Origin of the sequence: Botrimarina colliarenosi (assembly GCF_007859955.1) — a bacterium.
Lineage (GTDB): Bacteria > Planctomycetota > Planctomycetia > Pirellulales > Lacipirellulaceae > Botrimarina > Botrimarina colliarenosi.
Window position 1 is genome coordinate 43694 of record NZ_SJPR01000006.1, and the last position, 23957, is coordinate 67650.

The following is a 23957-nucleotide window of genomic DNA, read 5'->3' on the forward strand; positions in this document are numbered from 1 at the left end:
GCGGGCCCGGGAAAGTCTCGCGCAGAGTCGCGGAGACGCAGAGAAACGAGGCGATTCAGCGGCGCCGAGGGTCCGCGATTGAGCGTCGTGGTCCCCCTCCCCTGACCATTTCCGCTGAAGGTGGTGGGGGGATAGGGCGGGGTCAGCACTAACTCAGATAGTGATCCGACTCATACGCCCGCATCAGGCCTCTTCCTCGTGGCCCAGGCCTTCGTCGGTTTCGAGGTCGTCTTCGAGATCGACGGGCGGCTCATCGGTGACGATGAGGTTCGTCGCGAGGTCACCGTGGGCCCGCGCGTGGGGATGGCTATGGTGGAGACGGTCCCGCATGCGATCGATCCCGCGGGCGCCCGGGCCGGGCTGGCTCGCTTCGAGCAGGCCGAGGTGGCAGATCGGGTCCCCCGGTGCGATCGACGGGATCGTCACCACGCCGAGCACAACCGCATCGGCCGACGCGTAGAGCGTTTCAATCACCGACCCGACGAGGCTCGTGTTAGTCGCCACGGGGTCGCCCGCCCGGACGGTGTCGCCGGGGCCGACGTGCATCTGGAGGAAGCCGCCGTGGTCGGCGCGGACCCACTCGGTGCGTCGGACCTCGACCTGATAGGCCGGCGGCGTCGGCGGCTGGTCGATCATCCCGAGGTGCGAAAGCACGTTCTTGACACCTCGGACGGCGTACTCGACGACGGTCGGCTCGACTTTCCAGACCTCGCCCCCTTCGAGGATGATCGTCGGCTTGCCGGCAAGACACGCCTCGCGGCGCAGCGATCCCTCGGGCCCGCGGCCATCGACGATGATCTCGGCGCCGAACGCGCGGGCCAGTTCCGCCACCGCGGGGTCGGTCAGGTCGGCACGCACGTTGGGGAAGTTGGTCCGGCGCACCGCGGCGGTGTGCAGGTCGATCAGGCAGTCGCAACGGCCGACGATCTCGTCGAACAAGATCCGTGCGAGCCGGCTGGCGTGGCTCCCCTTGGCCGAGCCGGGGAAGCAGCGGTTGAGGTCCCGGCGGTCGGGCAAGTAGCGGCTGTGGCGGTCGAACCCCAGCAGGTTGATGATCGGCGCCAGCAGCAGCGTGCCCCGCTTCAGCTGCAGCGTGGGGTCGCCGATCAACTGGCGGATGGCGCCGGTGCCGTTGAGCTCATCGCCGTGCAGCGCGGCGGTGACAAAGACGGCCGGCCCGTCCTCCAGCCCACGGCGGACGAACACCGGGATCGGCAGCGTGAGACCGGAGTAACTCTCGGAGACGGCGAGGGCGACCTCACCAGAGGCCCCGGGCGGGACAACGACATCGCCCCAGACATGGGGCTCGGGTTTAGGCATTTCGGAAACCGCGGGTTGCAGATTCGAGGGGGAAGAGCGGAGACACGTCCTGGTGAATGGCAGGCCGTCCAAAAACGCCTTCGCCGAGCCGCCCCTTTTAGCCCAATCTAACAAACGGGGCGACGGCGATTTTTTTCCGGCGCCGTCCCGGTCCGGCCGGGTTTGGCTAGTTAGCGGGACCGTTGCGCCCCGTCGGTTTTATCGACTTTCCCGTTTTCTCCTTCGCCTGCCATGCGCCGCCACGCTTTCACGCTCGTCGAACTGCTGGTTGTCATCGCTATTGTGGGGGTCTTGATTGCGCTGCTGCTGCCGGCGGTGCAAGCAGCCCGCAACGCGGCCCGGCGTACCGAGTGCCGCAACAACCTCCGCCAGGTTGGCTTGGCGTTTGAGAACTACTTGCAGACCAAAGGGAGCAACCCCAAGTTCCCCGACGCCCCCCGGCTGCCGGGGACGGTCAACCCGATGAAGCGGCCGGGTCTGCCGGACGTAATCGGCGGCTACACCGAGAACTCGGCCGAGCTGTGGAAGTGTCCGAACGACCTCTACCGGGAGGGGGCCCTACAGACCGACGCCGACGCGAACGACGCGGGTTGGTCGGCTCTGTTCGGACAGGGGGACACCATCGGCTACTTCGAAACCGAAGGAACTAGCTACGAGTACCCCGGCGACCGGCTTGGCGACAAGACACGGCCCCAGGTGCTGGCCGACCGCCGCAGCGGCGAGCAGCGCAGTTCGACCCGTGTCTGGATCGTCTACGACTACGAACCGGTCCACGGCCCAAAGGGCCAGGACGGCTCCCGCAACTTCCTTTACCTCGACGGGCACGTCGACGCGATCATCCTCGCCGAGGATTGAGCGATCCCTTTCATTCCCTCCTGTCGTTCAAACATGAACAAGAACAAGAGAATTGCGATTAGCGTGGTGGCCCTCTTGTTAATCGCCACAGCGGCATGGGCGCTGCGTGGCGATGGCGTCGATCCAGCGGTGGCGGCGCTCGAAGCCCAGCGGGACAAAGTCTTCTCGCCCGACGCCACCGACGCCGATCGTCAGGCGTTCCGCACGCAGGTCGATGCACTGAGCGAGGATCAACGCCGCCAGCTTTTCGAGCGCGGCCGTCCCGACATGCAGCGCCGCATGTCGGAGCGGATGAACGAGTTGTTCAATCAGACCCCCGAAGAGCTCCGTCGCGAGGCGAAGCAGCGGGCCGCCGATATCATCGCCAATCGCAACAACCCCGATGACGGCCAACGCGGTGGCCCCGGCGGTCCCCCGGGAGGCGGTCCCGGTGGGCGCGGTCCGATGACCGAGGGGCAACGCGATTCGATGCGGAAGCAAATGCTCGACAACATCCCGCCGGGCACGCGGGCCCAGTTCAGCGAGTTCCGCCGCATGGTCAACGAGGAACTCAAGGCGCGAGGCCAGGAAGAGATGTCCGGCCGCGACATGCGTGGCATGTTCGGTGGCGGGCGACGAGGTCCGGCGTAGTCCGTGCTATTCTCGAAGCGTCGTCAGCGTCGTCCCCCTCCCTTCCAGGGAGGGGCTAGGGGAGGGTGAGACGCGTCGGTCGGCGAAACGAACGTGTACGGATAGTGCTGGAGGCTCGACGAGCCCGAAGCGGATTGAGCCCCGAAGCGGATTGAGCCCCGAAGCGGATTGAGCCCCGAAGCGGATTGAGCTAAGTGTGCTGGGCGCACCGGAAGCCGCCGACCCTCCCCTAACCCCTCCCTAAAAGGGAGGGGGACACGCTTGCTACCTCGTTAGCCAGAGGAACGGCGTTCCCGCCTCGTCGACACGCAGGTCGAGCTTCAACCGCCCCTGCGACGCGAGCTTGTCGAGCAGGTTCTTGTAGAACGTGCGCCGGCGCGGGAACTTCACCTCGGCGGTCGCCGGATCGATCCCGTCGCGACGCATTGCGAAGTGATCCCAGACAATCGGCAGCGGCCGATCCTGCCACGAGACGCGCGGGCCGATCGCCTCGAGGGCCTCGGCGAGCGTGTAGCCCTCGACCTCGATGGTGAGGAACTTCATCAGCCCGGGCGCGGTTTGTGTGGGGGTCCCTTCGGGATCGTAACCGACGGGCCAAGCTTCTTTCACGTCATGCGCCGTAACCACACGAAGCCCGGCGCGCTCACCGACGATCGCCAACCCTTCTTGCCGCAGTAAAGCCGCCAACGCGGCGCCCGTCGCCAGCCCTTCGACCGAGGTGGCCGCCTCGGCCTTGGTCGCCAGGACGGCGTCGATCGACCGGTCGGTCTTGATCGAGATGCGAGCGGCACGCTTGGCGACGTCGACCGCGTCGCGGAGCGTCGCCCCTTCCGGCAGCTTGGGCAGGGGCGTCTGCAGACGGGTGAAGAGGTCGGTAAACTCGGCTTCGGTGAGGCCGTACTTGCCACGCGGCACGGTGACCGCCTCGGCGCCTTGCGACTCGAGCCGTTCGAAATAAGCGGCCAATTTCGTGCGATCACCGAGTCCGAACCGCTCAGCCCCCTCGGCGCCGGGCAGCATCAGCACGCCGCCACGCGTCAGCACGCCATAGACTTTGACGAGTGATTTTCCGCCCCGCAGGTCGCCGAGTTCCTCGAGCCGCGGCTCGGCCGAACCGCTGGTGACCAGCCGTGTCGTCCCGGCGCCCGCTTCGGCTAACCGTTGAAGCCACTGTTGGGGCGCGGTACCGTGCGGGGCCGCTTGGCTGACGAGCTCAACCGGCGGACCGGCGGCGACGCCAGCCAGCCCGTAGGGGTGGCACGCCGCAGCAAGGATTAGCACTTTTCGGAAACTCATACCGCAACTCTAGCACGGAGTGCGGGCGGACTGCGGTCAGCGGCCAGCGATCAGCTTTTCGAGGCTGACCGCTGGCCGCCGACCGCCGAAAGCCGGCTCCGCAGGAGCCCCCCCCATGTCCCGTCTCGTCACGCTTTTCACCGGTCAGTGGGCCGATCTACCCCTCGAAACGCTCTGCCAGAAGGCGGCCGATTTTGGCTACCAGGGCCTCGAGCTCGCCTGCTGGGGCGACCACTTCGAGGTCGATAAGGCGATGGCCGACCCGGGCTACGTCGACCAAAAGCGGGCCCTGCTCCAGCGCTACGGCCTCGAGTGTCACGCGATCAGCAACCACCTCGCCGGCCAGGCGGTGTGCGACCAGATCGACCACCGTCACCAGTCGATCTTGCCGCCGCGGCTGTGGGGCGATGGCGACCCGGTCAGCGTCAACCAGCGCTGCATCGAGGAGATGAAGCAGACGGCCCGCGCGGCGCAGCGCTTTGGCGTGAAGGTAGTGAACGGTTTCACCGGCTCGTCGATCTGGCCGTTCCTGTACTCGTTCCCGCCGGTCCCCGATTCGATGATCGAAGAGGGCTTCGCCTTCTTCGCCGAGCAGTGGAACCCGATTCTGGATGTGTTCGACGAGTGTGGCGTGAAGTTCGCCCTCGAAGTCCACCCAACCGAGATCGCCTTCGACCTCTACACGGCCGAGCGGGCGCTCGCGGCGGTGAACCGTCGCGAAGCGTTCGGCTTCAACTTCGACCCCAGCCACCTCATCTGGCAGGGCGTCGACCCGGTCGAGTTCATCCGTGCGTTCCCCGACCGGATGTACCACGTCCACGTGAAGGACGCGATCGTCACGCTCAACGGCAAGACCGGCATCCTCGCCAGCCATCTGAACTTCGGCGACCCCCGCCGCGGCTGGGACTTCCGCTCACCCGGCCACGGCGGCGTGAACTTTGAAGAGATCATCCGCGCGCTGAACGTCGTCGGCTACCAAGGCCCGCTGTCGGTCGAGTGGGAAGACAGCGGCATGGACCGCGACCACGGCGCCCGCGACGCGGCCAAATTCGTCAAGAAGATCGACTTCGCCCCCAGCAATGTCGCCTTCGACGCCGCCATGGCGGAGCAAGGGGACGCTTAGAAGTTTCGCGCAGAGACGCGGAGACGCAGAGGGGATAATTTGCTCCTGCCAGACGTCGATCTAAATATGGGACCGCTGCTGATCACTGCCGGCTTAGCACTACTCGTCCCCGTATTCTGGATTACAGTTTGCTGCGCACTCTCGATGACTGGGGGCTGGTCGACGCTGGCGTCGCACTACAGGGATCAAAATGCCCGAACCGAATCAGGGCGCCTCTTTCAGTCGGGCAAGTTCGGATGGGTCGATTACAACGGGGGTCTAATTCTCAAAGCATGTGACGATGGGCTTGCGATATCGGTTCTGCCCCCCTTCCGATTCGGCCATCCGCCGCTTTTCATCCCGTGGAGCGACTTTCATCCCGTCAGGGAAGTTCACTACGGGTTCTATCTGATGCTTGAAGCACGCGTAGGATCTCCGGCGCTTGTCACGGTCCGGCTGCCTTATTGGCTGAAGAGTCAGTTGATCCACTGAGTCAAAGGCGGCCGCCAAGTCTTCTCTGCGTCTCCGCGTCTCCGCGCGAGACTACAACCGCACCGGCACGCCGCGTTCGGCCATGATCCGTTTCGTCTCGGCGATCGAGTACTCGCCAAAGTGGAAGATGCTGGCGGCGAGGGCGGCGGATGCTTTGCCTTCAAGAATCGCATCGGCGAGGTGCTCCGGCTTGCCGGCGCCGCCGCTGGCGACCACCGGGATGCCGACCGCCTCGGCCACGGCGCGGGTGATCTCGAGGTCGTAGCCGTCCTTGGTGCCGTCGGCGTCCATGCAGGTGAGGACGATCTCGCCGGCGCCGCGACGCTCCATCTCCTGGGCCCAGGGGACCGCGTCGAGCCCCGTCGGCTTGCGGCCGCCGGAGACGAACACCTCCCACTTCTCCGAACCGTCCGGCTGCTTCACGCGTTTTGGGTCAATGTTGACGACCGTCGCACACGAGCCGAATGCGCGTGACACCTCGGTGATAAGCTCGGGTGTTCGAACCGCGGCCGAGTTGATGCTCACCTTCTCGGCCCCCGCCTGAATCAGCCGCCGGACGTCGTCTAGGGTGCGGATGCCGCCCCCGACGGTGAACGGCATAAAGCACTCTTCCGCGACATGCCGGACCATGTCGGCCGTGATGTCGCGGCTCTCGTGGCTGGCGGTGATGTCGAGAAACACCAGCTCATCGGCCCCCTCCGCCTCGTAACGTTTGGCGACGTCGACGGGGTCCCCCGCATCGCGGAGGTTGACGAAGTTGGTGCCTTTGACAACGCGACCACGGTCAACGTCGAGGCAAGGGATCACACGGGCGGCTAGCATGCAATCAAACGTACTTACGTTGGAGGAAAAGGGATAGCTCTGAGTGCTCTCCCCTTACTTCGTGCGGGGCTCAAAGCATTTCGAGCCCCGCACGTCAGTAAGGGGAGTTGGTCACTGCGCCCCGGCGGCATTCGGGCAAACTCTCCAAGAACAGCCGGCCGTATGACTTCGTTTCGACCCGCGGGTCGAGCACCACGACCGTTCCCTTGTCGCGTTTGGTGCGGATCAGCCGGCCGAAGCCTTGCTTGAACTTCAGCACCGCCTCGGGGAGTTGGTAGTCGCGGAACGGGTTGCCGCCGGCGGTGCGGATCGCTTCGAGGCGGGCTTCCAGCAGCGGGCGGTCGGGGACGCTGAACGGCAGCTTGGTGATGATCACTAGCTGGAGGGCGTCGCCCGGCACGTCGACGCCTTGCCAGAAGCTGTCGGTCCCGAGCAGCACGCTGCGGGGGTTCTGCTTGAACTCCTCGACCATCTGGCTGCGCGGCATGCCGTCGGCCTGGGAGAGCAGCCGCAGGTTCCACTCGGCGAGCCACGGCGTTAGTGCGCTGGCCGTGCGGCGGAGGTGCTCGTAGCTGGTGAAGAGGACGAACGCCCGGCCGTCGGTTTCGGCGACGTGGTGCTTGATCCGTTCGACGCAAGCGCGCTCGTAGCCGTTGCGATCGCCGGTCGGGTCGGGCAGGTCGCCGTAGGTGACAAGCCGGGCCTGTTCGGCGTAGTTGAAGGGGCTCCCGAGCTGCACCGCGTCGCACTGCGTGAGCCCGATGCGCGACTGGAAGAACTCGAAGCGGGGATCGCCCGAAAGCCGGGTCGTCCCGACCCCGGCCGAAGCGGGTCCACGGCGCGCCGGGGTCGGGACGGCCCGGCTCGCGTTTTGCTTTCCGCCCACGGCAAGCGTGGCGCTGGTGAGCACGACCGTCGAGACCGTGTCGAACAGCTGCTCGCGCAGCGCCGGGCCGATGTCGAGCGGCGCGGCGCCGAGCGACACGCGCGGCTGACCGCGCCGGCTGGTACGGGCGTCCATCCAGTAAACGGCGCTGTCATCGGCTTGCGTGCGCCACGACTCGATCGCGCCGGCGAGGCCGTTGAGCCGGTCGTGCGCCGCAATATAGTCCTGGCGTTCGACGTCGTTCTGAAAGCCGTCGGCGGCGCGCTTCAGCTTCCGAGCGAGCAGCAGCAGCTCGGCGCCGAACGAGGCGTCGACGAGCTCCGGCTGGGTGACGCGGCCGTTAGCGGGGCCGCTGCGCGCGCCCCATTCCCAAAGCGAGCCAAAAAACTCGTCCGCCGCCCCGCGGCAGTTGTCGACTTGCTGCATCGCGTCGTTGAGGCCCGGCCCGACGAGCAGGCCCTTCTGGGTGCGGTCGTTGTAGAGCCGGTTGAGCAGGTACTCGACTTGGCCGGCCGACACGCCGAGGCCCAGGTGGTCGCCGGCGACCGACTCGACGGTATGCGCCTCGTCGAGCACCACGATGTCGTAGTCGGGCAGCAGGCTCGCGCCTTGCTGCCGGAGGGCGATGTCGCTGAACAGCAGGGCATGGTTCACGACCAGCACCTGGGCGTGCTGCATCCGCCGGCGGGCGGCGTAGTAATGGCACTTGGCGTGGGTTGGGCAGCGGCGGCCGAGGCAGTTGCCGCTGTCGCTCTGCACCTCGTCCCAGACGCCCGGGTCGGGCGCTCGCGCAAGGTCCGCCAGCGAGCCATCGGTCGTCTCTTCGGACCACTTCTTCAGCGCGCGGAGCTCGCCGACCTGTTCATCGCGGTCGAAGAGCGTGCCGGCTCGGCCCATCGCCGCATCGAGCCGCCGCAGCGACACATAGTTGCGGCGTCCCTTCACAAGCACCGCCGAGAACTCGCGCGGGATCACCGCGTTGAGCAGCGGCAGGTCCTTGGCGATCAGCTGTTCTTGGAGGGCGATCGTATGGGTCGAGATGACCACGCGGCGGGTCTTCTTCGGCTTCGCTTTCTCACCGTCCTCGGCCCGTTCGGGTGCGCCTTGCCCGTCGGTGGCGGCGAGGATCGCGGGGACGAGGTAGGCAAAACTCTTGCCGACGCCGGTGCCCGCTTCGGCGATGAGGTGGCGTTTGCCCCGGATAGCGCGCTCGACCGCCTCGGCCATCGCCAGCTGCTCGGGACGGTCCTCGTAGTCCTTCAGCCGGCGGGCGATGGCGCCCTCGGGCCCGAGGATGTCGGCGGCGGATAGTGGTTGAGAGTCCATCACCGAGTTGAGAGTCCATCACCTATCTGTGGGAGGCGTCTCCAGACGCCGATGACGCGCACCATGCCGTATCGTATTGCAGCACGTTATCGGGGTCTGGAGACCCCTCCCACAACAGCAAACGTGAGACCCCTCCCACAACAGCAACTGGAGAACTCTTCCACAACAGAGTCTGGAGACGCCTCCTAAAAGAAGGTTGGTTACGATTCCGGCTGCCAAGTGATGACCCCTTCGTCGGGGCTCGATGCGGTCGCATAGAGCCGCTTCGGAATCCGGCCCGCCAGGTAACTGTCGCGGCCCGCTTCGCACGCGGCCTTCATCGCGCCGGCCATGCGAACGGGGTCCTTGGCGTGGGCGATCGCGGTGTTGAGCAGCACGCCATCGACGCCAAGTTCCATCGCCGCCGCCACGTCGCTCGCCGAGCCAACGCCCGCGTCGATAATCACCGGATAGGTCGGATCGTCTTCCTTGAGGTACTCCAGGCAGATCTTGATGCTGTTGGTGTTGAGCACGCCCTGACCCGAGCCGATGGGGCTGCCGGCCGGCATGACGCTGACGGCGCCGGCGTTCTTGAGTCGCTTGGCCATCACCGGGTCGTCGCTAGTGTAGACGAGCACGTCGAAGCCATCGGCCACCAGTTGCTCGGTTGCTTTGATCGTCTCGACCGGGTCGGGGAGCAGCGTCCGCTTGTCGGCGAGGCACTCGAGCTTCACCCAGTCGGCGCCGGGGTTCTCGAGGTCACTCAGAATCTCGCGGCCCAGCCGGGCGACCCGCACCGCGTCCTCGGCGTTGAAGCAGCCCGCCGTGTTCGGCAGGATGGTGTAGCGCGACGTATCGACGAAGTCGAGCAGGTTGTTGCCCTCCGCGTCGATGAGCCGCTCCCGCCGGACGGCGACCGTGATGCAGTCACAGCCCGACCGGTCGAGCGACTCGGCCATCTGGGCGTAAGTGGCGTACTTCCCGGTGCCGACAATCAGCCGGCTGGCGAGCGTGTGCGATCCGACACGAAAAGAGGACATCGAACTTCGACTGCGGAATTGGGATTGCGGATTGCGAAGCGGTCAATCTTCGCATTGAACCGTCGTTGCCGAAAGCGTCCCTCGGCGGACGGGTTCTCCAGCGCAACCATCCGCATTCCGAAATCCCCAATCCGCAATCGACTCAGCCGCCGCCGACAAGCGTCACCACCTCGACCCGATCGCCTTCGGCAAGCGCCGTCGCAGCGTGCTCGACCCGCGGCACGACATCGAGGTTGCGCTCGACGGCGACCCCCTTCATCCGGACTTCGAGCAGCTCCAGCAGACCGGCGATCGTCAAGCCGTCAGGAACGTCGCGGGGCTCGCCGTTGAGGTGGATGGTCATAGGCGCGAGCGACGGTTCTTCACTGATCGCGGACGAATTCGTTGCGGAGGCTCGCCTTGGCGAGCGGGATGAACGTGCCGAGCTGCGGCTTGCCGGCGGTCTGGTTCGTGCGGCTGTAAGGGATGCCGTAGGCGACCAGGTGGCCGCTCGTCGCCTCGACGACATAGAGGATGCACTGCGCGAGCCGGTTAGAGCCACGGCCCTGCTGGTCGCGGGCGAGGCCGGTCACCATCAGGTACTTGGGGTTCTGGACGGCGCCGAGGTTGAAGTCGTTGGCGATGTTGTACTGGTAGTAGGCGTTGAAGCCGGGGCCGCGGTTGTTGACGACCGTCGCCTTGAGGTCGCCCGTCAGGAAGTCGAGGAAGAACAGCCCTTCGGTGCCGTCCTCCATGAACCCGGTGGCGATCACAAAGTTGTCGTGCGCGGCGGTCGCGGTCGCGTGCGCCTCGATCGGCGGCAGCGACAGCACGGGCTGGCTCGGCGTGACGAGCACGCCGACGGCGACGCCGACCGCCAAGCAAGCGATCGCGACAAGCCAGAGATTCGGGGAGGCCTTCATCCTGCGGGGCTCCAAAGGGAAGCGAGTACCCTCGCGATCCTACCCCGTGACGGTGGCCCGGAACAAGCGGAGCACGGGTTCGACGGCGCCAGCAAATGATCTGTGAGACCCCTCCCACAGTGGAGGTCTGGAGACGCCTCCTGCAGGGTGACGGCTCAGCGGTTGCTGCTGCCGGCGAACCGCCAGACGTAGTACAGCAGGACCATGATCGACTGCAGCGTCGCGGCGACGTAGGTCCAGGCGGCCGCATTCAGCACGCGATTGACGTGCGTCATCTCTTGCTCTGGGACGATCCCGTAGCTGACGAGCTGCGCCTTCGCCCGGTTGCTGGCGTCGAACTCGACCGGCAGGTTCACCAGCTGGAAGAAGACGACGGCCGAGAACGCGGCGATGCCGGCCCATAGCAGGGGGCTACTTTGGAAGAGCAAGCCGCCGAGGATTATCAGCCCGCCGAGGCCGCTGCCAAAATTGGCCGCCGGGACGGCCGCGTTGCGGATCGCGAGCGGGGCGTACCCCTTGGCGTGTTGCAGGGCGTGGCCCGCCTCGTGGGCGGCGATGCCGACCGCCGCCAGATTGCGGGCGCCGTAGACGCCCTCGCTGAGGCGGAGCACCCGGGCGGTCGGGTCGTAATGGTCGGTCAATTGGCCGGCGATCGGCTCGATCGTGACGTTCTGGAGGCCCGCCGAATCAAGCAGATGACGCGCCGCCGCCGCGCCGGTGAGGTTGGCCGGTTCTTGTGACGCAGCCGCGTAGGCCGATTTGGTCCTGGCTTGAGCCCACAGCGCCAGCAAGAAAGCCGGGGCAATGAACAGGAAGTAGTAGGCGTCGAAAATCATCGTCGCGGTGGCGTTGAGGTGCGTGGCGAGCCGGATCGGTGGCCCAACCCCCCAACTACGCTACGCCTCGGGCTCCGGTTCGGCCGGCGGGGCTGGCTCTGGCGGGGCGGGTTCCGTGGGGGCGGGTTCTCCGGTGGCTTCGTCGTCGGGACGGAGTTCTTGGAGCGGGGTCGGCGGCGTCAGCTGCGGTTGCGGCAATCCCGGCGACAGACGGAGCTGCGGCAGCATCTGCAGCAGCTGCTGGACCGACAGCCCTTGCCCTGGCGTCGCGGTCATCACCGGCCGTCCGAGCTGGAACAACCCCTGGGCGTCGATCGTGTTCGCCTTGATAAAGCCGTTGCCGGCGCCGGCGAGGTCAAACCGCAGTTCCTCACCGGTCAGCACCGCGGCGGGACGGCCCTCTGAGTCGACGAGGTAAAGTTGCTCGCAGACGATCTGCTTGGCCCGCGTCTGCTTAGCCAGTTTGTCCCGCAGCGCCGCCCCCAGGGCGAGGAAGAGCAGCGGGTAGACGATCCAGCGTTCGCGGTCGGTCATATCGCAGACTTGTTAGGAGGCGTGTCGGCAGCCGTCTTGATTGCCCCAGGTCGAAGGAAGAGCAGCCGCCCGAAGCGGCGGTCGGCGCCCTGCTCGCGGAGCACGAACCCCTCGCCCCGCGGGAGCAGCTCGATGTCGAAGCGGCGGCTCTCAAGCGTTGGTTCCTCGTCGCCGGTGCGCTCGACGCCGATTTCTAGCAACGCCCGTCGGCCTTCGACCGAGGTCGCTTTCCATTTCCCAACCAGCGGCTCGCCGCCGGCGAGGGTCAGGCGGGCGTCGCCCGAATCGCCCAGACGCAACTCGACCCGCACGTCGGCGAACGCCTCGAGGTCGGTCGGCGGCGTCGCGGCGGCCGCGGCGGCGATTTCGGGGTCGTCCGGGTCGAGGTCGCCCGTCGGCCACTCGCGCGTCGTCCGTTCGGCCGCCGACTCGGGCCGGCCGACCCAGTCTCCGGCTAGCCGCTGCGGCAAGGAAAGCGAACCGCCACACCCGAGTGTGGTGGCCGCGGCGAACAACAGAAGCAGGGGGGCGAGGCGGCGCATGACGAGCAGTCTAGGTTGCCAAGGCGGGGGGCAGGAACCCTGGGGGCTGCCGTTCGATCGGTCCTACCCGGCGTTTACTAACCGGAGGACCAACCAAGTCGCCACGGCGATCAGCGTCAGGGCGACGCCGACTTCGACCAGAACGACCAGCCACGCTGTCATCGGCAGGATGGGAACGCTCGCGGTCGCCTCTTCCGGCGTCTGCCCGCTTGCTTCGGCGAAGTCGGCGTACGCCGTCCGCCAATCGGTCCAGGCCTTCGCCGGCCTGCCGAGCTTGCCTTGGGCGCGACCGGCGGCGGCGAAGACCGAGCTGGTGCGGCGCTGCGTCGCCTTCTTGTTAACCATCGCGATCACCAAGTCGATCAGCCGATACAGGATTTCAATCCCAGCGAAAGGCAGCTGCAGGATGCTGGCGACAAGCTCCGACTCGCTCTTGGAGAGCTCACGGCGTGCTGTCTCGACGCGCTTCGAGTCGATAGGGACCTTGGCCGCTGCTTCGGGCGGATCGGCCTCCTCGATTTCGGTCGCCGTCGGACCCTTGGGATCGACCCAAACCGCCGGCTCGAGTTTCGGTCGTTCCGCCTTGGCCGGTTTCTCAACGACAAACTCCGCCCGCACCGGGTCCATCAGCGTCTTGATCTGCCCGCGCGACAGCGGCCCCGCCAGGTAGGACATCGCCCAACGCGTGCGGAACACTTGCGGCTGGTCCTCGTATACGTTGTTCATCAAGAAGACGCGGTTGCCGACGCCGGCGAGCGTCTGCTCCATCTTCTGCTTGTCGAACGTGCTGCCCGCTTGCGCCGACGCGCCCTCGAGGCCTTCCATAACGCGCATCTTGTCCCGCTCGGTCTGCAATCGACCGAGAAACCAAGTGCCGGCGTTCGAGAGGCCCTTGTAGTCGAGATCAACCGGGTTTTGCGTCGCCAACACCACGCCCAAGCCGAACGCCCGCGCCTGCTTCAGCAGCGTCAGCATCGGCTCCTTGCTGGGGGGCTTTTTCGACGGGGGGAAGTAGCCGAACACCTCATCCATATACAGCAGCGCCCGCAGCGACCCCGTGCCGGGCTGCGTCCGCATCCAGGCCAGCACCTCGTTCAGCAGGATCGTCACGAAGAACATCCGCTGCGCGTCGTCGAGGTGGCTGATCGACAGGATCGAATGCCGCGGCTTTCCGTCCGGCGAGTAGAGCAGCTGCTGCACGTCGAGCGGTTGGCCCGTCATCCAACCGGCGAACGAGGGGCTCGCCAGCAGGTTGTTGAGGTCCATCGCCAGCTTGGTGCGTTCCTTCTTCGGGTAGAAATCTTCGATTTTCATCACCCCGACTTCCTCGAAATCCGGCTCTTGGATCTCGCGGATCATTTGGGCGATCGAGAGATTCCTCCCTCGGTTCCACGCCTTGGTGAGCACCGTCGACAGGAAGATATGCTCGCGACTCTGCACCGGGTCGGCGTCGATCCCGAGCAGCGCCAATAGCCCCGACACGGCCGACTGCACCCGGCTGCGGAAGGCGTCGGCGTCGTCTAACAACGCCTTCGGCGGCGCGTCAAAACTCTTGAGCACCGTGATCGGCAGCCCGTGCGAAGCGCCGGGCGTAAAGATCAGCCGCTCGACCGAGTCGTTGTACTTCTGGATCCGCTCCGGCTCCTCGTCCCAGCCGGCGAGGCCCTTCCTCCACATGTCAGCGGTCTGCTGTGCGAGCTCCTCCTTACTGATCCCCTTCCGCTGGGCGATCGACTCATCGACCCACGGCTCGAAGTCGCCCGCCTCGAGGTTGGGGAAGCCGAGCATCAGATTGCCCAGGTCCCCCTTGGGGTCGATGCAGATGGCGGGCACGCCGTCTAGGGCCGCCTCCTCCAGCAGCGACAGGCAGAGCCCCGTCTTGCCGCTGCCGGTCATGCCGACGCAGACCGCATGGGTGGTCAGCTGGCTCGATTTGTAGAGCAGCGGCTCGCCCGAGTCCTCACCGCTGGCCAAGTCGTGCGCCCGACCGAGATAGAAGTGGTTGCGGCTGTCGATTTCTGGCATGGGAGGCGCGTCGGAGTAAAGGATTTTTCTACGCGGGCATGCTATCTTAAAATAGACGGCCTTAAATTTTAAGATGACTCAACGGCTTTAAAATCGGTCGCAAGTCCATGCAGCATAGCGACTTCGGTCCAGGAGCTTCCGGCCACTTGTCGGAAATTGCGCCATTCTGGGGGGGGGCATACTGTTTCGATCCCGATCCACTCCCCCCCACTTGGGAGTTTCCTGCCGACCTTTGGCCGGTTCTCAACGAAGCCAACAAGCAGCTGATGCTGCTAGAGGGTATTGGGCGGTCGCTGCCCAACCCAGCGATTTTGCTCCGACCGCTACGCGATCGCGAAGCCATTTTGTCATCCCGAATGGAGGGCACGATGGCGACGCCTCGCCAGCTCCTGCTTTACGAGCTCGATCCCCGGGAAGCGGCTTCGGAAGAGGACCCGCGAAACATGCATCGAGAAGTCGCCAACTACGCACGGGCTCTCGACTACGCGCTCACGTCGCCTCTGCCGACGGGCTTGACGCTCATTCGTCAGCTGCATGCAATTCTGATGGATGGCGTCCGAGGCAAAAATCGCGATCCCGGACAGTTCCGCCGTCAGCAGGTAGCGATCGGCGCGCCGGCCCGATACGTTCCGCCCGCTCCCGGACGCTTACAAGATTTCTTGGACCCTTTCGACGCTTACCTGCACCTTGAGCGTAAGCGATACGACCCGTTAGTTGATTGCTTCGTAACGCACTACCAGCTCGAAGCGATCCATCCCTTCTCCGATGGCAATGGGCGTATTGGTCGGCTGTTGCTCACCCTCATGATCCAACGATGCTGCGGGATGACGCAGCCCTGGCTCCACATGAGCGAGTACTACGAGGCGGATCATCAGCAGTACTGCGACCGCATGTACCGAGTAAGCACCGAAGGCGCCTGGTCGGACTGGATCGGCTACTGCCTGAAGGGCGTCGCGCAACAAGCTACGAAGACGATTGAGCGATGCGATCGTTTGAGAACTCTGCGCGACGAATACTACGACCGACTTACCGGAAAGTCGGCGAGTTTGCGGTTGAAGCAAATCATCGACGGACTCTTCAAAGCGCCAATGGTGGCGATTGCTGACTTGCCCGAAGCGATCGGCGTTACCTATCCGACGGCGAAGTCAGATGTCGCAAAGCTGGTCAAGGCGGGCGTGCTGGCGGAGTTCCCAGATCATCATCCCAAGACCTACTACGCCCCCGAGATCTTCGCGATCGCCTACGAGGGACTTGAGTAGGGTCCGCTGTGCGGACCGTGCGTTGGACATTGCGGCGGGCGAGGCGTCCAACCGCCAATCACGGTCCGCACAGCGGACCCTACGCGTCGCCCAACTCCCACACGCTGCGGTACGCGCCGGCCTGCTGGAAGTGTTCCACCAGCGCCGCGTAGAACGGGTCGCCGCCGAGCGTGGCGCTGTCGCCGATCATCCGCAGCACGCGCCGGGCCCGAGTCATCGCCACGTTCGTGCGGCGGGTGTCGGCGAGGAAGCCGATCTCGCCGATCGCGTTGCTGCGGACGAAGGTGATGATGACGACCTCTTTCTCGCGTCCCTGGAAGCCGTCGACCGTGTCGACCTCGAGGCCGCTGACCTGCAGGCGATTCCGCAGCAGCCGGACCTGGGCCGCGTAGGGGGCGATCACCGCGATCTGCGACGGTTCGACGCCGGCGGCGAGGAAGGCTTGCGTCTGTTCGACAATCCAGCGCGCCTCACGCGGGTTCCGTTTGCTGAGGCCGTCTGGCTCGAGCTCTTCTTCCCAGCCGGCGCCGGCGGTGTCCCAGAACTCGATCACCGGGTGCGGATCGTCGACTGGCGAGATGTCGGGCAAGTCCTCCAGCCGGTGGGTCCGGACGGTTTCGTCGGCGACGAGGTCGCCGTCGTAGAACCGCTCGTTGGAGAACTGCATGATCGCCTCGTGCATGCGGTACTGCACGATGAGGCGGCGGAACACGTCGTCGCCGCGCTGGGCGATGAGCCGCTCCATGGGGCTGACGGCTAGCCCCTCGCGCGCCGCCTCGGCCGAGACGACGGTTGGCGGCAGTTGGCAGTGGTCGCCGGCGAGGATGATCCGCTCGGCCCGCAACGCCGCCTGCCAAATAGCCGGCTCGGCCGACTGGCACGCCTCGTCAATCACCACCAGGTCGAACCGCCGTTCGCCGAGCAGGTCCTCGTCGATCGTGAGGGTCGTGCAGACCACGTCGGCGCCGCTGAGCACTTGTTGAACGATGTGCCGCTCCAGCTGCCGGGCGTGGCGGCGGAGCTCCTTCGCCTCTTGGTAGAGGTCGTTCTTGCGTTGGTACGAGTTCCGCGCCCGCGACGGTTTCGACGCGGACCGCATCAGCGATTCCGCCTCGCGGTACATGTCGCGGACGATGGCGGACGACTCGTCGGAATCAACGAGCTCGTCGAGCGTGTGACCCCGCAGCGCCTCGAAGACCCGCGCCGGGTGACCGACCCGCACGACCGACGGGACGAGCGGCACGATCTTCTCGAGCAGATTGTCAACGCCCGTGTTGCTCGGCGCGCAGGCGAGGACGCGCTGCCCGGCGCGGACCGCCTGGGCGATTAGCTCGGCCAGGGTCGTCGTCTTGCCCGTGCCGGGGGGGCCGTGCAACACCGCGATGTCGCGCGCCGACAGGGCGAACCGAACCGCCTCTTGCTGGGGGGCGTTGAGCCGCGTCGCAAAGTCGTAACTCTTCGGCGGGTCGAACCGCGGTTCCTCGAGGCCGATGAGGACGTCGCGGAGCCGCCTCACCGCGCCGTTCGCCATCCGGGCGCGCGCCATGCCCCCGAGTTGCCTCAGGCGGGTCGATTCGTCGGGCGCCAAGTCGATGCGGAAGCGCTTGCCCTGCGGCCAATCGTCGAGGGCGACCTCGATCGCGGTGGAAGAGCGTCGGCTGACGACGCCCGACTGGCCCGCTTCGTCGGGGCGGTCCTCGTCGCTGACGACGACGGGCGACCCGACCTTCAGCCGGCTCATCGGCAGGGGCTCGCCGGCCGGCTTCGCAAAGTCGATCAGATCGCGGCCGGCCAGCCCGGTGCGGCTGTCGACCCGACGCAGATTGATGATGGTCTCGCCCGATCGCTCGGGGTCGCCGCTGCGCGACTCGCGACGCCGCTGCGCCATCCGCTCGCGTTCGGCCTCGCCTTCCATCGCGAGCCACCGCTCGAGCTGCTCGAAGTAGCTTTCAGGCGTCGCCCAGTTCATGAATGGTGGCGGGGCGTCGCGGCGTTACAAAGGAGAGGCGTGACGACCGGGGCGTCCAACCAGGGACGCGCGGAGACGGCCGACCGCGTCGCTACCCCCCCCCTTGGCTACGCCAAGAAAAGGGCGTCAGAAAACCGCTGAGGGTGGCTGAGGGGTCTTGAACCCCCGACCTCCGGAATCACAATCCGGCGCTCTAACCAACTGAGCTACAGCCACCATTTTCGCTAGCGACGCGGACCCGTGGGGCGACGCCGTTCGTAGCCATGTGATGGTATCGGCCCCGGACCGGTAGGGTCAACGGGCAGGGCCGAGACCGCCGGAGGGCCTCAGCGACGGAAGGGCCTCAGCGACGGAAGGGCCTTAGCGACTGGGGGGCCTTAGCGACTGAGCCGACGCACCACGGTCAAGGCGACCGCGACGCCAACAGCGACGCCGGCGCCGAACGCCAAGGCCAGGGAGGGGACATCCAGCGAGGTGAGGTGAGCCAACAGGGCCATTTTGTCGTCTTCCGGTGCGGGGGGCGATAGCGGGTGAGCGTCACAGGTTAATGACCCGGCCTCACCGCGACAAGTTCGCCAGGAACCGCCGGTACTGGCGGTCGAGCTCGTCGGCGGACCGGCCCGTCTGCCGCTCCAGCTCGCCGCCGTCGGGGCGGCCCCCGTAGACGGCCCGCAGCGTCCGGACCAAGGCTTCGCGGTCGTCGTTGGCGTGCTTCCCGTGCCGGAGCATGGCGACCAAGCCGGCCGACTCGGCGTAGAGGGCGGCCAGGTCGTCGCGGCGCTGCAGGTCGGATTGGCCCATCGCCGCCAACTCAACCAGCGGCAGCACGGGCCCCCGGGCGACCGCCGAAGGCAGCCGTCCCTGGGCGGGGTGGCCGAGCGTGTACTGAGCCGGCGATTCGGCGCGGGCGAGCATCTCGAAGTAACAAGCGACCCCTTCGACGAGCCAAAAGTTGGCGTCGCGACCGGCGCCACGGCGGGCGCCCCCATTCTCGGCGAACAGCTGATGGGCCGCTTCGTGGTTGAGCGTCGCCTGCGCCAGCTCGGTCACTTCGGCCGAAGCGCCAGCGGGCGGGGCGAAGAAGTGCGCTTCACGGGCGTCGTCGAAGTAGATGCCCAGGGTCTCGCCGATCCGCGGCTGGCGGCGACGCAGGTGATCGACGTAACCCGCCTTATCGCGGTGATAAAAGACCTGCATCGGCCGCGCCCGTCGGCGGGCGGAGCGGTCGCCGGCGAAGAGGGCCCGGACTTCCCGCTCTTCGAGCCAATAGCCGGCGAACCACTGCCGCCAGACCTGGAAGAGTCCTTCGAGTTCCGCGGCGAGGCGGGCGCCCGTTTCGAGCGAGTCGTTGGTCGTCACCGCGAAGTGATCGGTGCGGACGACCCAGCCGTCGTCGATTGCGGCGTGGGCGGCGGCGTCTTCGTCCACGCCCATCCAGCGACGACCGAGGCGGCGCTCGCCCGCTTCGTAGCGGGGCGCCTCATCCGGCGCGAGCCAGCCGAAGCGGGGGCTCCAGCGGAAGCCGCGGCGTTGCTGGCGTGCCTGGTAGGGGGTGACCCATTCGCCATCGACGAGCTCGTAGCCGAGCACCGTGCGGGCCGATTCGTGTTGGGGGTTGGCGTGGAGGGTCTTGGACGCCAGCTCAAACGCCGCGGAGAGCCGGCCCTCGGCGGCGGCTTGCCGGGCCGCCGCGAAGAGGGCTTCGGCCTGGTCGGTCTCTCCGGCCGCCGTCGTGGCGCCGGTGTAGATGTCCGGAGCGACCCAGACGGTCTGGCCCAACCACGGCTCGGCGCACGCTGGGCCAGCGACACCCGCCAGCAGGCCGGGGCCCACCAGCAGGCAGAGGGTCATCGTCAGGGGGGAGCGTCGCATGCCTCCAGTCTAGCTCAGGGGGTTCCGGCGGCCGTCGCGGGAAATTAGGCAAAACGACCCCCCCTGGGATTGCCGCAAGAAATGGCCGAGAAAGTTTGACCAGGGGGGCGCGCTTCCGTAAATTGCAACCATCCCGTCACCCCAGGTGGGCGGGTATGAAAACCGTGTTTCGCTTCGTCGTCGCCCGCCAGGAAGCCCTGATTCTATCGGCCAGGGAACTCCCCGAGAGACGACGAGGTTTTACTGAGTTGGGCCGCCGCAAGCAGCACGGTGCGGCCGCCGCAAGCGACTGTTTTTTGCGTGCTCTGAGAGATGAAGCGTTGACTGGTACGGTAAAGAAGCTGACAGAAAAAGGTTTTGGATTCATCGAGGGGCAGGGGGGAGACATCTTCTTTCACTGCTCGTCCGTCGTCGACAACGGCTACGACAACCTGCGTGAAGGCCAAGAGGTCGAGTACACCGAGGGCCAAGGCCCGAAGGGCCTGCGGGCAGAGAACGTCAAGCCGGTCGGTTGATCGCCTGAGTTGTTGAAGCAATCTGAATAACGCCGCCCGGCGTCGCTCCCAAGCGGCGTCGGGCGTTTCTTTAGCCGCTTCCAAGTTCCAAGGATTCGCGCAGAGACGCGGAGACGCAGAGGGATTTGCGGCGAGCCGGCGACGTCAGTCGTCGGAGGACTAACGCGCAGGCACAACACGGCGCAAAGGCATTGAATTGGTGCGACCACGATTGCGAAAAGTCTTGATCGCGTGTTGGCAAGACCTCGTCGAAAACGATTACACCCAACGGCGGGTGAACTCCGAGCGGAGTCTTCAAGCCGCGTACTGGGCCAAGCTGAACGAAGCCCTCAGCCCAAAAAATATTGCCTCTTCGTAGAGCCAAAGCTTTCGCCTGACGGCGGGAGGACGCGTCTTTACCCCGACCTGGTGATTGGCAACTCACGACGAATCGTCGCCGTTATCGAGTTAAAGCACCAATCGAGAGTCCGGCCAGCGTTCACGAAAGACGTCAAATCACTTTCGGCCTTAGCCGGCGCCGACGATGTCGCTTTAACCGTCGATCGCTATGCAGGCCCGCGATCGCAGTCACGCCCGTACGAGCTGAACGACAAAATGCTCTACGTCTGGGCGGGCATCCATCGCCAAACGCCCGAGGACCAGATCGGGTCGTCGCCGATTAAAGCGCCCTCGGTCTTAAAGGGTCGTTTTCTCTGCTTTCGAGCGGTCACGTCACGAGAAGCGGCGCCAATCGTCCGAGTCGAGCAGTAGAACCTTTGCACCTTTACGTGAGTCCTCCGACGACTGACGTCGCCGGCTCGCCCACAAACTCTCTGCGTCTCTGCGCGAGTCTGCTTAGGTCGCTACGGTGAACTCGACTTGGCGTCCAAAGACCCGCTCGAAGAGGTCCACCTTGCGACGCGCCGCCCAGAGGTCGACCTCGGCGTCGCCGGTCGAGCTTACCGCGATCTGGACCGTTGACTTCGTCACTTCGACCGACAGGTCGCTCACCTGCTGTTGGTGCGTGCGGTCCAGCGCCAACGCGACCCGGAGGATGGCCGCCATCTTCGCGACGCGGTCCTGGTCCTCGACGCCGAGCGCGGCGAATGGCTTGTGCTTCTGCTTCGGCCGCGCGCCGCGGTGGTAACGGGCGACATTCGCAACAACGCGGAGGTCGTCCCGCTCGAAGCCCGGCAGGTCGCTGTTGATGATGAGGTGGTAACTGTGCTTGTGGTGCCCGTCGAAATTGACCAGGTACCCAACGTTCGCCAGCAGGGCGGCCGTTTCGACGAGCGTCTTGTCGGAAGGGCGGAGGCTGAGCGACGGCTCCAGGTGCTCGGACAGTTCTTCAAGCAATCGGCTCGAAAGCCGTGCCACGTGGCGGGCGTGGGGCAGGTCGGCGCCGCAGCGCTCGGCGAACCGTTCGACCGCGTCGCGCCGCTCGGTGGCGGTGAGCGGGTGCGTGCCGACGAGCGACTCTTCGACCATGGTCAGCAAGAGGCCGTCTCGAACGCCGCCGGTGTGGACCTGCACCTCGTTGATGCGGAAGTGCTTGAGGATGCGGTCGATGACGAGCAGCCCCGCCATGATGATGTCGGCCCGCCGAGGGTTGAGTCCCGACACCTTCGACCGTTCTTCAAGCGTCATCCGGGCCAGGTCGGCCACCAAGTGGTTGAGGTCCGCGCGGTTGACGCGGTAGCCGCGGGCGGTGGCGTCCTCGGTCACGCCTTCGCGCGCCAGCATCATCCAGGCGAGCGCGGTGAACGTGCCGCCGGCGCCGTACAGCATGGCGGGCGTGAGGGGCGGCTTGCGGGCGTGTCGGCGGAGCACCTCGTCGATGTGCCGCTTCGCCCGGTTGAGCAGATCACCGGAGCAGACGCCGGTGATCCCACACGCCTCGGCGACCCGGACGGCGCCGAGCCGGGTCGCGTAGACCTCCTCGACGACGCCCGCCGCGGCGAGGACGATCTCGGTGCTCCCGCCGCCGATGTCGGCGACGGCGACCGGCTTATCCGAAACGTCGAACGCCCGAGCGACACTCAAGAACGACAGCCGTCCTTCTTCACGGGGCGAGATCACTTCGACCTTGAGGCCAACCTCTTGCTGGATGCGGTCGCAGAAAGCCCGGCCGTTGGTGGCGTCGCGGACAGCGCTCGTGGCGATCGCGCGGATCGACGCGACGCCGTAGCCTTGCGCCATCGTCACAAAGTTGCGGAGCGCCGCGATCGTGGCGGCCATCGTGTCGGGGCAGAGCTCGCCGGTCGTCGCCAACGAAGCGGCGAGGCGGGTGTTCTCGCGCTCTTCGTCGAGCACCTGATAACCGGTGTCGACCGCGCGGGCGACGACGATCCGAACGCTGTTGGAACCGATATCGACCGCGGCGAGACGGTCGTTGCTGACGGGCGCTCCGACGGAGTTGGTCGGCGTGTCGCTCGCTGCGGGCGGCGTCTCGGGCTGGCTCACTTGGTCGCTCGCCTAGTTCGATTGAACGGTTGCGTTTCACCGATCATCGATTGCCGACGAGTGGAAGTAAAGCCGCGGCCACGCGCCAGCGACCTCTCCCCGATCAGTTGTCCATCCAGAGATAGCGGCACCAGACAGCGGCGCGCGTCAAGCCGATCGTCGCCGACAGTAGACGACGCTTGGGCGCGTCGCGACTCGCTGGCGTCGCGGAGCGGCGCAGGTCGGCTTCGGCCGTGGGGCTGTGCGACTCGATCCGGGCCCAGTGGTTGACGGCGTACGACGAGTCGCCCTCAGGAGGCCGCGGTAAGTTGGCTCGCCAGTGATGGACATCCATGGCGTGGGTCTCCGGTGAGGCGAGGGGACGCCTGACCGGACCGCCGACGTAGCGCTGCGGTTCGCTAGAAAAAAGCAAACAGCGGCCGGCGTCCCTCGACGGGCTGCCGACCGCTGCGTGGTGCTTGTCACCAGGTGCGTTTCACCGGCTGGCAACCATCGCCAAGTCGCCGGCCTCGTTGTCCCAGTGCTGCGCGTGGAGCTTGAGACCGACCAGGAAGCTCTGGGTCTCGAAGTACTCGGACGGCGAGACGCCGAGCGTCTGCCATTGGCTACGAAACGCATCGCGTAACTCTTCGACGGCGTGCGCGACCGAGTCGCCGTGCATCGCCGAGTAGGCCGAACCGTGCGAGGCGAGCCGCGTCATCGTCGTTTGAACGTCGCCCCGCTGCGGACCGAGGCAGGGCGCCTGCAGGGCCAGCGGCCAACGGATCTCGCCGGTCAGGCGGTTGAGCTGCGTGCTGGGGACGTGGTAGGTCTGCAGCAGCACGCTCTGCTCCCGCTCGGTGCGGCGCTCGGCGGCTTGCTCACGCCACTCCCAGTCCCGTGCGGTCCGCTGACGGAAGTCTTCCTTGAGGGCGTTCCGGCGGGCCAGGAAAGTCTCGGTCTTGATGACTTCGTTCTGCATCTCACGGGCATGCGCCTCGGCCTGCAGGATGCGGGCCTGGGCGAGCGTCAGGGTCCCGTCGGCGTACGCCTTCATGATCGCCGCCTTGCCGCGGGCCCAGCCCTCGGCGGCGGTCGAGGCGTGGTGCTCGATGGCGCTGTGCGGCGTCGGCGAGTAAGCGGGGGGCTGGTAGGGCGCGGACGGGGTCACGGCCGAGTACTTCTCGGAGCTCATCGACCAGGTCGAACCCTGGGCGTTAGCGGGCTTGGCCGCGAGGGCGACGAGTGAGCCGACCACGAAAGCGGCGACGACGGCGAGCAAGGCGCGCATGGTGGATTCCTCCGAAGGGCGGCTGACGGAGCGGCGCCGCCGA

20 protein-coding genes, 1 tRNA gene and 1 pseudogene are annotated in these 23957 nt (G+C 66.4%); 5 read left to right on the plus strand and 17 right to left on the minus strand.

Annotated elements, in window-relative coordinates; genetic code table 11:
- Window positions 1–183 precede the first annotated feature (183 nt).
- Window positions 184–1320, minus strand: a complete 1137-nt coding sequence (locus tag Pla108_RS17765) for a succinylglutamate desuccinylase/aspartoacylase family protein (protein ID WP_146446324.1) — start codon at window positions 1318–1320, stop codon at window positions 184–186.
- Between the two features lie 231 nt (window positions 1321–1551).
- Between Pla108_RS17765 and Pla108_RS17770 the strand changes: the two are divergent.
- Together Pla108_RS17770 and Pla108_RS17775 are read left to right on the plus strand one after the other, a co-directional pair.
- Window positions 1552–1740, plus strand: a pseudogene (locus Pla108_RS17770) (type II secretion system protein); the annotation flags it as partial.
- 468 nt (window positions 1741–2208) lie between these two features.
- A complete protein-coding gene (locus Pla108_RS17775; RefSeq protein WP_146446325.1) occupies window positions 2209–2805 on the plus strand; it encodes a hypothetical protein in 597 nt (198 codons plus the stop codon).
- Window positions 2806–3069: 264 nt separating this feature from the next.
- Here the strand turns inward: Pla108_RS17775 and Pla108_RS17780 are convergent, their stop codons facing one another.
- Window positions 3070–4101 carry a hypothetical protein gene (locus Pla108_RS17780; RefSeq protein ID WP_146446326.1) on the minus strand — a complete coding sequence of 344 codons (1032 nt, stop codon included), beginning with the start codon at window positions 4099–4101 and terminating at the stop codon, window positions 3070–3072.
- A 115-nt stretch (window positions 4102–4216) separates the two neighbouring features.
- Here Pla108_RS17780 and Pla108_RS17785 point away from each other — a divergent pair, with 115 nt between their 5' ends.
- A complete protein-coding gene (locus Pla108_RS17785; RefSeq protein WP_146446327.1) occupies window positions 4217–5224 on the plus strand; it encodes a sugar phosphate isomerase/epimerase family protein in 1008 nt (335 codons plus the stop codon).
- Between the two features lie 522 nt (window positions 5225–5746).
- Here Pla108_RS17785 and hisF read toward each other — a convergent pair.
- From hisF to Pla108_RS17830, 9 genes are all read right to left on the minus strand, one after another.
- Window positions 5747–6517, minus strand: a complete 771-nt coding sequence (hisF, locus tag Pla108_RS17790) for an imidazole glycerol phosphate synthase subunit HisF (protein ID WP_146446328.1) — start codon at window positions 6515–6517, stop codon at window positions 5747–5749.
- A gap of 94 nt (window positions 6518–6611) precedes the next feature.
- Complete coding sequence (locus Pla108_RS17795) at window positions 6612–8729, minus strand: ATP-dependent DNA helicase (RefSeq protein WP_146446409.1); 2118 nt, start codon at window positions 8727–8729, stop codon at window positions 6612–6614.
- A gap of 200 nt (window positions 8730–8929) precedes the next feature.
- Window positions 8930–9748 carry a thiazole synthase gene (locus Pla108_RS17800; RefSeq protein ID WP_146446329.1) on the minus strand — a complete coding sequence of 273 codons (819 nt, stop codon included), beginning with the start codon at window positions 9746–9748 and terminating at the stop codon, window positions 8930–8932.
- Between the two features lie 142 nt (window positions 9749–9890).
- Window positions 9891–10091 carry a sulfur carrier protein ThiS gene (thiS, locus tag Pla108_RS17805; RefSeq protein WP_146446330.1) on the minus strand — a complete coding sequence of 67 codons (201 nt, stop codon included), beginning with the start codon at window positions 10089–10091 and terminating at the stop codon, window positions 9891–9893.
- A gap of 19 nt (window positions 10092–10110) precedes the next feature.
- Window positions 10111–10650 carry a hypothetical protein gene (locus Pla108_RS17810; protein WP_146446331.1) on the minus strand — a complete coding sequence of 180 codons (540 nt, stop codon included), beginning with the start codon at window positions 10648–10650 and terminating at the stop codon, window positions 10111–10113.
- Between the two features lie 155 nt (window positions 10651–10805).
- A complete protein-coding gene (locus Pla108_RS17815) occupies window positions 10806–11486 on the minus strand; it encodes a zinc metallopeptidase (protein ID WP_146446332.1) in 681 nt (226 codons plus the stop codon).
- A 60-nt stretch (window positions 11487–11546) separates the two neighbouring features.
- Window positions 11547–12020, minus strand: a complete 474-nt coding sequence (locus Pla108_RS17820; RefSeq protein WP_146446333.1) for a hypothetical protein — start codon at window positions 12018–12020, stop codon at window positions 11547–11549.
- Window positions 12017–12562: a hypothetical protein gene (locus tag Pla108_RS17825; protein WP_146446334.1), complete on the minus strand. Its 546-nt coding sequence runs from the start codon at window positions 12560–12562 to the stop codon at window positions 12017–12019. Before Pla108_RS17825 ends, Pla108_RS17820 begins: the two co-directional genes overlap by 4 nt.
- Window positions 12563–12625: 63 nt before the next feature.
- Window positions 12626–14587 carry an ATP-binding protein gene (locus Pla108_RS17830; protein ID WP_146446335.1) on the minus strand — a complete coding sequence of 654 codons (1962 nt, stop codon included), beginning with the start codon at window positions 14585–14587 and terminating at the stop codon, window positions 12626–12628.
- Between the two features lie 107 nt (window positions 14588–14694).
- Here Pla108_RS17830 and Pla108_RS17835 point away from each other — a divergent pair, with 107 nt between their 5' ends.
- Window positions 14695–15846 (plus strand): Fic family protein, encoded by a 1152-nt coding sequence (locus Pla108_RS17835; RefSeq protein ID WP_146446336.1) that lies wholly within the window; start codon window positions 14695–14697, stop codon window positions 15844–15846.
- A 79-nt stretch (window positions 15847–15925) separates the two neighbouring features.
- Here the strand turns inward: Pla108_RS17835 and Pla108_RS17840 are convergent, their stop codons facing one another.
- From Pla108_RS17840 to Pla108_RS17850, 3 genes are all read right to left on the minus strand, one after another.
- Window positions 15926–17815, minus strand: a complete 1890-nt coding sequence (locus Pla108_RS17840; RefSeq protein ID WP_146446337.1) for an AAA domain-containing protein — start codon at window positions 17813–17815, stop codon at window positions 15926–15928.
- A 142-nt stretch (window positions 17816–17957) separates the two neighbouring features.
- Window positions 17958–18031, minus strand: a tRNA-His gene (locus Pla108_RS17845).
- Window positions 18032–18373: 342 nt separating this feature from the next.
- The gene (locus Pla108_RS17850) at window positions 18374–19687 is read right to left on the minus strand and encodes a DUF1570 domain-containing protein (protein ID WP_146446338.1); all 1314 of its coding nucleotides are present in this window, start codon (window positions 19685–19687) and stop codon (window positions 18374–18376) included.
- A 155-nt stretch (window positions 19688–19842) separates the two neighbouring features.
- On the opposite strand from Pla108_RS17850, the gene Pla108_RS21730 reads away from it, so the two are divergent.
- Window positions 19843–20202 carry a cold-shock protein gene (locus tag Pla108_RS21730; RefSeq protein WP_146446339.1) on the plus strand — a complete coding sequence of 120 codons (360 nt, stop codon included), beginning with the start codon at window positions 19843–19845 and terminating at the stop codon, window positions 20200–20202.
- Window positions 20203–21036: 834 nt separating this feature from the next.
- On the opposite strand, the gene Pla108_RS17860 is transcribed toward Pla108_RS21730, so the two are convergent.
- The 3 genes from Pla108_RS17860 to Pla108_RS17870 all read right to left on the minus strand — a co-directional run bounded on the left by Pla108_RS17860 (window position 21037) and on the right by Pla108_RS17870 (window position 23914).
- The gene (locus Pla108_RS17860; RefSeq protein ID WP_146446340.1) at window positions 21037–22644 is read right to left on the minus strand and encodes a Ppx/GppA phosphatase family protein; all 1608 of its coding nucleotides are present in this window, start codon (window positions 22642–22644) and stop codon (window positions 21037–21039) included.
- 103 nt (window positions 22645–22747) lie between these two features.
- Window positions 22748–22978: a hypothetical protein gene (locus Pla108_RS17865; RefSeq protein WP_146446341.1), complete on the minus strand. Its 231-nt coding sequence runs from the start codon at window positions 22976–22978 to the stop codon at window positions 22748–22750.
- Window positions 22979–23119: 141 nt separating this feature from the next.
- Entirely contained in the window at window positions 23120–23914 is a 795-nt protein-coding gene (locus tag Pla108_RS17870; protein WP_146446342.1) for a hypothetical protein, read from the minus strand.
- Between the last annotated feature and the right edge of the window lie 43 nt (window positions 23915–23957).

Excerpts from the sequence above, each read along its gene's own strand:
- Pla108_RS17835 (WP_146446336.1), top strand. The coding sequence starts at position 14,695 with ATGCAGCATAGCGACTTCGGTCCAGGAGCTTCCGGCCACTTGTCGGAA.
- Pla108_RS21730 (WP_146446339.1), top strand. The coding sequence starts at position 19,843 with ATGAAAACCGTGTTTCGCTTCGTCGTCGCCCGCCAGGAAGCCCTGATT.
- Pla108_RS17775 (WP_146446325.1), top strand. The coding sequence starts at position 2,209 with ATGAACAAGAACAAGAGAATTGCGATTAGCGTGGTGGCCCTCTTGTTA.
- Pla108_RS17850 (WP_146446338.1), bottom strand. The coding sequence starts at position 19,687 with ATGCGACGCTCCCCCCTGACGATGACCCTCTGCCTGCTGGTGGGCCCC.
- Pla108_RS17785 (WP_146446327.1), top strand. The coding sequence starts at position 4,217 with ATGTCCCGTCTCGTCACGCTTTTCACCGGTCAGTGGGCCGATCTACCC.
- Pla108_RS17800 (WP_146446329.1), bottom strand. The coding sequence starts at position 9,748 with ATGTCCTCTTTTCGTGTCGGATCGCACACGCTCGCCAGCCGGCTGATT.
- Pla108_RS17810 (WP_146446331.1), bottom strand. The coding sequence starts at position 10,650 with ATGAAGGCCTCCCCGAATCTCTGGCTTGTCGCGATCGCTTGCTTGGCG.
- Pla108_RS17820 (WP_146446333.1), bottom strand. The coding sequence starts at position 12,020 with ATGACCGACCGCGAACGCTGGATCGTCTACCCGCTGCTCTTCCTCGCC.
- Pla108_RS17795 (WP_146446409.1), bottom strand. The coding sequence starts at position 8,729 with ATGGACTCTCAACCACTATCCGCCGCCGACATCCTCGGGCCCGAGGGC.
- hisF (WP_146446328.1), bottom strand. The coding sequence starts at position 6,517 with ATGCTAGCCGCCCGTGTGATCCCTTGCCTCGACGTTGACCGTGGTCGC.
- Pla108_RS17825 (WP_146446334.1), bottom strand. The coding sequence starts at position 12,562 with ATGCGCCGCCTCGCCCCCCTGCTTCTGTTGTTCGCCGCGGCCACCACA.
- Pla108_RS17830 (WP_146446335.1), bottom strand. The coding sequence starts at position 14,587 with ATGCCAGAAATCGACAGCCGCAACCACTTCTATCTCGGTCGGGCGCAC.
- Pla108_RS17865 (WP_146446341.1), bottom strand. The coding sequence starts at position 22,978 with ATGGATGTCCATCACTGGCGAGCCAACTTACCGCGGCCTCCTGAGGGC.
- Pla108_RS17815 (WP_146446332.1), bottom strand. The coding sequence starts at position 11,486 with ATGATTTTCGACGCCTACTACTTCCTGTTCATTGCCCCGGCTTTCTTG.
- Pla108_RS17840 (WP_146446337.1), bottom strand. The coding sequence starts at position 17,815 with ATGAACTGGGCGACGCCTGAAAGCTACTTCGAGCAGCTCGAGCGGTGG.
- Pla108_RS17780 (WP_146446326.1), bottom strand. The coding sequence starts at position 4,101 with ATGAGTTTCCGAAAAGTGCTAATCCTTGCTGCGGCGTGCCACCCCTAC.
- thiS (WP_146446330.1), bottom strand. The coding sequence starts at position 10,091 with ATGACCATCCACCTCAACGGCGAGCCCCGCGACGTTCCTGACGGCTTG.
- Pla108_RS17765 (WP_146446324.1), bottom strand. The coding sequence starts at position 1,320 with ATGCCTAAACCCGAGCCCCATGTCTGGGGCGATGTCGTTGTCCCGCCC.
- Pla108_RS17870 (WP_146446342.1), bottom strand. The coding sequence starts at position 23,914 with ATGCGCGCCTTGCTCGCCGTCGTCGCCGCTTTCGTGGTCGGCTCACTC.